This window comes from Bellilinea sp. (genome assembly GCF_034432615.1).
Taxonomy (GTDB): Bacteria; Chloroflexota; Anaerolineae; order Anaerolineales; family Anaerolineaceae; genus Bellilinea.
Genome location: NZ_DAOUBL010000354.1, coordinates 1 through 3,876 on the forward strand (window position 1 = coordinate 1; position 3,876 = coordinate 3,876).

General features: G+C 55.5%; 7 protein-coding genes. 3 read left to right on the top strand and 4 right to left on the bottom strand.

From position 1 onward, the window contains the following. On the top strand, positions 1 to 225 hold a 225-nt coding region (locus tag VAE48_RS15935), incomplete at its 5' end, for a zinc finger domain-containing protein (protein WP_322794327.1). A 24-nt stretch (positions 226 to 249) separates the two neighbouring features. Next, complete coding sequence (locus VAE48_RS15940; protein WP_322794328.1) at positions 250 to 933, top strand: hypothetical protein; 684 nt, start codon at positions 250 to 252, stop codon at positions 931 to 933. Positions 934 to 936: 3 nt separating this feature from the next. Here VAE48_RS15940 and VAE48_RS15945 read toward each other — a convergent pair whose 3' ends face one another. Both VAE48_RS15945 and VAE48_RS15950 read right to left on the bottom strand, forming a co-directional pair. Then, positions 937 to 1,782 carry a universal stress protein gene (locus tag VAE48_RS15945; protein WP_322794329.1) on the bottom strand — a complete coding sequence of 282 codons (846 nt, stop codon included), beginning with the start codon at positions 1,780 to 1,782 and terminating at the stop codon, positions 937 to 939. Further along, positions 1,779 to 2,300 carry a chromate transporter gene (locus tag VAE48_RS15950; RefSeq protein WP_322794330.1) on the bottom strand — a complete coding sequence of 174 codons (522 nt, stop codon included), beginning with the start codon at positions 2,298 to 2,300 and terminating at the stop codon, positions 1,779 to 1,781. Before VAE48_RS15950 ends, VAE48_RS15945 begins: the two co-directional genes overlap by 4 nt. A 118-nt stretch (positions 2,301 to 2,418) precedes the next feature. Here VAE48_RS15950 and VAE48_RS15955 point away from each other — a divergent pair, with 118 nt between their 5' ends. After that, on the top strand, positions 2,419 to 2,826 hold the full coding sequence (locus tag VAE48_RS15955) for an SHOCT-like domain-containing protein (protein WP_322794331.1): 408 nt from the start codon (positions 2,419 to 2,421) through the stop codon (positions 2,824 to 2,826). Positions 2,827 to 2,843: 17 nt separating this feature from the next. On the opposite strand, the gene VAE48_RS15960 is transcribed toward VAE48_RS15955, so the two are convergent. Both VAE48_RS15960 and VAE48_RS15965 read right to left on the bottom strand, forming a co-directional pair. Beyond that, entirely contained in the window at positions 2,844 to 3,101 is a 258-nt protein-coding gene (locus tag VAE48_RS15960) for a NifU family protein (RefSeq protein WP_322794332.1), read from the bottom strand. After that, positions 3,088 to 3,594, bottom strand: coding sequence for a cyclic nucleotide-binding domain-containing protein (locus VAE48_RS15965; RefSeq protein ID WP_322794333.1), 507 nt, complete (start codon positions 3,592 to 3,594; stop codon positions 3,088 to 3,090). Before VAE48_RS15965 ends, VAE48_RS15960 begins: the two co-directional genes overlap by 14 nt. Positions 3,595 to 3,876: the final 282 nt, after the last annotated feature.

Here is a 3,876-nt window from a genome sequence, read left to right on the forward strand (position 1 = left end):
GTATTGCAAGAGGGCATCCGCCGCAACGGCGCCAGCATTGACTGGGTTTACCGCGGGGGGAGTTTTCAAAATCACTTCCGGGCTTATGGCCGCAGCGGCCAGCCCTGCCCGGAATGTGGCACGCCGATTGCACGCCGGATTATCGGCCAACGCAGCACCCATTTTTGCCCTGCCTGTCAGCCCCTGAAGGTTGCTCCTGCTGGGGGAAATTCATCCACTTCTTGAAACTGTTGTGAAAGTGAGGCTGTCATGCTCAATCCCGGAGATCTGCTCCTTCCTGCATTAATCTTCACTGCCGTCGGGTTCATCATCGGTGCAGTGGTTGCCTATTTCTTCCTCGAGCGGGGAAAAGAACGCAGCGAAGAAGAACCTGCCGAAAAAGTTGAAGAAAAACCGGCCCCCAAACCCGCCGCCGATGAACCGTACACCGGCCTGCCGCTGGAACGCTTCAACCCGTTGGTGCGTCTTTACCGCGAAAAATCTACCGGCAAACTGGTCACGGAAATTGACCGCAAAATTTACCTGAGCCGCGAAACCGTCCCGGTGGAGCAATTGCGAATGCTGCGTGAAGCCGCCGAATCGTGGACGAACTGGCTGGGGGTTGAACCCGCAGCGCCGCCGAAAGAATCCACGCCGCCGGCCAATCCGCTGCCCGACCCGGCCGTACTGGCAGCAAGCATTCTGCCGGTGGATAAACCCCGCCCCACCTCTATCGTCGGGCAGATTGACGAAATTCTGCAGGAAATGCTGGTCGAATCGCCCTTTGCCGAACGCACCATCCGCCTGACCGAAGAGGCAAATTTAGGCGTGATCGTGTGGGTGGATCGCGAGCGCTTCAATGGTATTGAGGCCGTGCCGGATGAAGAAATTCAAAATCTCATCCGCGCTGCGGTGAAAAGGTGGGAAAAAATCAGCCACACCCTCAAACCCTAAACCTCATCCTGAGTTTTCAGCCGAACCGCGCTGGGTGAGCAGAGGACAGTCCACCGCGGCAGAAACCAGCGCGGTCACATCCGGACGGAATAAGCGCGAAAGGCTGGTGGAGCTGTAGGTTGAACCCATACCCACCAGATCATAGCCGCCGCTGCGAATCTCATCCAGAATCTCGTGCAGAATCAGGCCATGGCGCACCACCACCCGCGCCTCTACCCCGTTCTGCTCGGCAAAATCCAACGCCTGCTTCAGGTGGCGCGCCTGCGGGGTGTCGGTTTGCAGCAGGTGTTCCCAGTGTGAATGAATTTCCTTCGCCAGCGGGTAATCCAGCATGACCGGCTCAACCACATGCAAAAAAGTCAGCCTGGCGCCGGCTGTTTTGGCCATTCGGGTGGCCAGCCGTTCCACCGGTTTGGTGTAAGGCAGCCCACCGCTGCACACAATGATGTTGTGCAACGGCCAGCAGGCATCCCGCACCCGTAAAATGGGTGAGGAAAGCGAAGCCTGCAGCCGGCGGAAGCGCCCAAAGCGCACCCAGCGCCGCCAGATGGGGCGGTATTTGTCGCTGATCACCAGCATCGCTTCCGGCATCTGATTTATTTCCCGCAGCACCGCTTTCACCAGATCCCCTTCCGCCCAGCGGATTTCCACCGCAACATCCACCTCTTTCAAGGCAAGCGCGGAACGCTGAGCCTGCTCCTCCAGCAGCGAGGATGAGCTGCGCTGACGTACGCACAACAGACGAACCGGGGTGCGCATTAATTTTGCCAGATTCTCCCCATATTCCAGCGCCGGGAAAGACGGATGATCACTCTGTAAGGCGATTAAGAGAGGCGGTAAGTCGTTCATCGCAGCACGATAATCCCCAGAACACCGGCTACCACCAGCACGAGCGGCGGCGGCACTTTGAGAATGTAGGCAATCATGGCACCGGCAGCAATGATGACCGTAAACCAGGTGATCGTTTCGCCGGCCTCGCCGCGAAAGACATTCCACGCCACCAGTACCATCAGCGCCGCAACCGCCGGGGCAAGCCCGCGCACAAAATTGCCCACCCAGGCCTCACCGCTGATAAAGCGCAACACGCTGACAATCATCAGAATCAGGATGGTAGGCGGTAAAATCGAACCCAGCAGCGCCACCAGCGCACCCGGCAACCCGCCGGCCCGGTAGCCGACAAACATGGCCAGCTGCAGTGCATCACTGCCGGGCAGCACGCTGGAAAAGCCGACCGCCTCGACGAACTCTTTTTCGGTCATCAACTTGCCCACCGCCTCCTGATACAGCAAACCCACCGAAGCCGGCCCGGAGGTGGTAAGTAAATTGACCTTGATGAAAATCCAGAATAATTGCCATAAATTGACCATAGACAGCAAACCTCCGAAATAAAATAAGTCCGTACAGGTGGGTTAAAAATCTGCTGCGTCAGTGAATTTCAATTACAATAAGGATAATGTAGTTATTGCCGAAATACAAGGCTGGAAAATGGCAGCAAGCAGTGAAGAACGCTTGAAAATCCTCAAACTAATCGAGGAGAATAAAATCACCCCGGAGGAAGGCATCCGCCTGTTGCAGGCGCTGGAAAAGAGCAGCGCACTCGCCGAGAAGAAAGGCCCCCTGCCGCCACCCCCGCCGGGAGAAGGAATGCGGCCGCGCCCGCGCTGGCTGCGGGTGCGCATTACCGACCTGCGCAGCGGCAAAGTGCGCGTCAACATCCGCCTGCCGGTTACCGTTTTGAATACCGGCATGAAATTAGGCGCGCGCTTCTCCCCCGAAATCGGCGAAATTGAGATGGGACAGATTATGGATGCCATCCAATCCGGCGAAATTGGCCAGATTGTGGATATTTACGACGAAGAGGATCAGGAACACATCGAAGTCGGGCTGGAATGACCGCGCCTGATGAATTTTTATGAAGCCGTTTCTTCCTCAACGTGGACTTCGGGGAAGAATTGTTTGATGGTGCCTTCCACCCAGCCTTTCAGAGTAACCGGCGAAAGCGGACAGCCAAGGCAGGCTCCCCCCAAACGCACTTTGACCACCCTGCCGTCGAAACCAATGTATTCCACCTCACCGCCGTGGTAGGTTTCGATGTACGCGCTCAACTGCTCAATCAAACCGCGTAACTGTTCTTCAATGCTGTATGCAGGAATTTCAGCGTCGCCCATTTTCAATCCTCCGGTAACATTCCCCATTTTTATCCAGGTTGGAAGTTAACACCCGCAGCAATTCGCCTTCGGTATGCTGATGCTTTTTATGCTCGCTGGCTACTTTTGCCAAACGCCGATAAAGCACAGCCCCCGTATCCGGACATTCGTCACATACCGTCTGCAAACGGCTGCCCTCAATCCGGTACAGGCGGCTTTCTTCCAGTGTGACCGCTGCCGAGGTATACATGTGGCGGCCCAGCACTGCTGACCAGCCAAACACCTCACCCGGCTGAATGGTTGCCACCGTCAAAGGCGGACCATCATACGGCTTGTAGCGAATTATAACCTTTCCGGAAGATAACAGATAGAGATGTGTGGCAGGATCCCCCTGTTTAAAAATGGTGCGGTTCGCAGGAATCACCCGCAGCTCGAACTGACTTGCCAGCCACTCGATTTTGGACGGGCTCAATCCCTCAAAAATGGAGAATTTGCGAAACTCTGCTGCTAACATTGAACCTATCTTAATGAAAAGGGATGGATTGTTATAGTGGCAAAAATCATGATTAGCCGGACAATCATCATCCAAAATATCCCACTTTTCATCTTTGAAAGAGTGAGGTTTACCATAATAAAAGACTGCCTGCGTAATGACAGGCAGTCTTCTGATCGCGCCGACTGGATTCAGTGTTCGTGCGGTTCGAGGTTTTCCACACCCGGCAGTTTACCGCTCAACCGCTCCGGCTGGTGAATCAACACCGGCAGGTGCTGCGGGCAAATCCAGAATTCTTTGTCT

Bases quoted from the DNA above. Each gene is read 5' to 3' on its own strand.
- VAE48_RS15960 (WP_322794332.1), bottom strand. From the start codon at position 3,101: ATGGGCGACGCTGAAATTCCTGCATACAGCATTGAAGAACAGTTACGC.
- VAE48_RS15955 (WP_322794331.1), top strand. From the start codon at position 2,419: ATGGCAGCAAGCAGTGAAGAACGCTTGAAAATCCTCAAACTAATCGAG.
- VAE48_RS15940 (WP_322794328.1), top strand. From the start codon at position 250: ATGCTCAATCCCGGAGATCTGCTCCTTCCTGCATTAATCTTCACTGCC.
- VAE48_RS15945 (WP_322794329.1), bottom strand. From the start codon at position 1,782: ATGAACGACTTACCGCCTCTCTTAATCGCCTTACAGAGTGATCATCCG.
- VAE48_RS15965 (WP_322794333.1), bottom strand. From the start codon at position 3,594: ATGTTAGCAGCAGAGTTTCGCAAATTCTCCATTTTTGAGGGATTGAGC.
- VAE48_RS15950 (WP_322794330.1), bottom strand. From the start codon at position 2,300: ATGGTCAATTTATGGCAATTATTCTGGATTTTCATCAAGGTCAATTTA.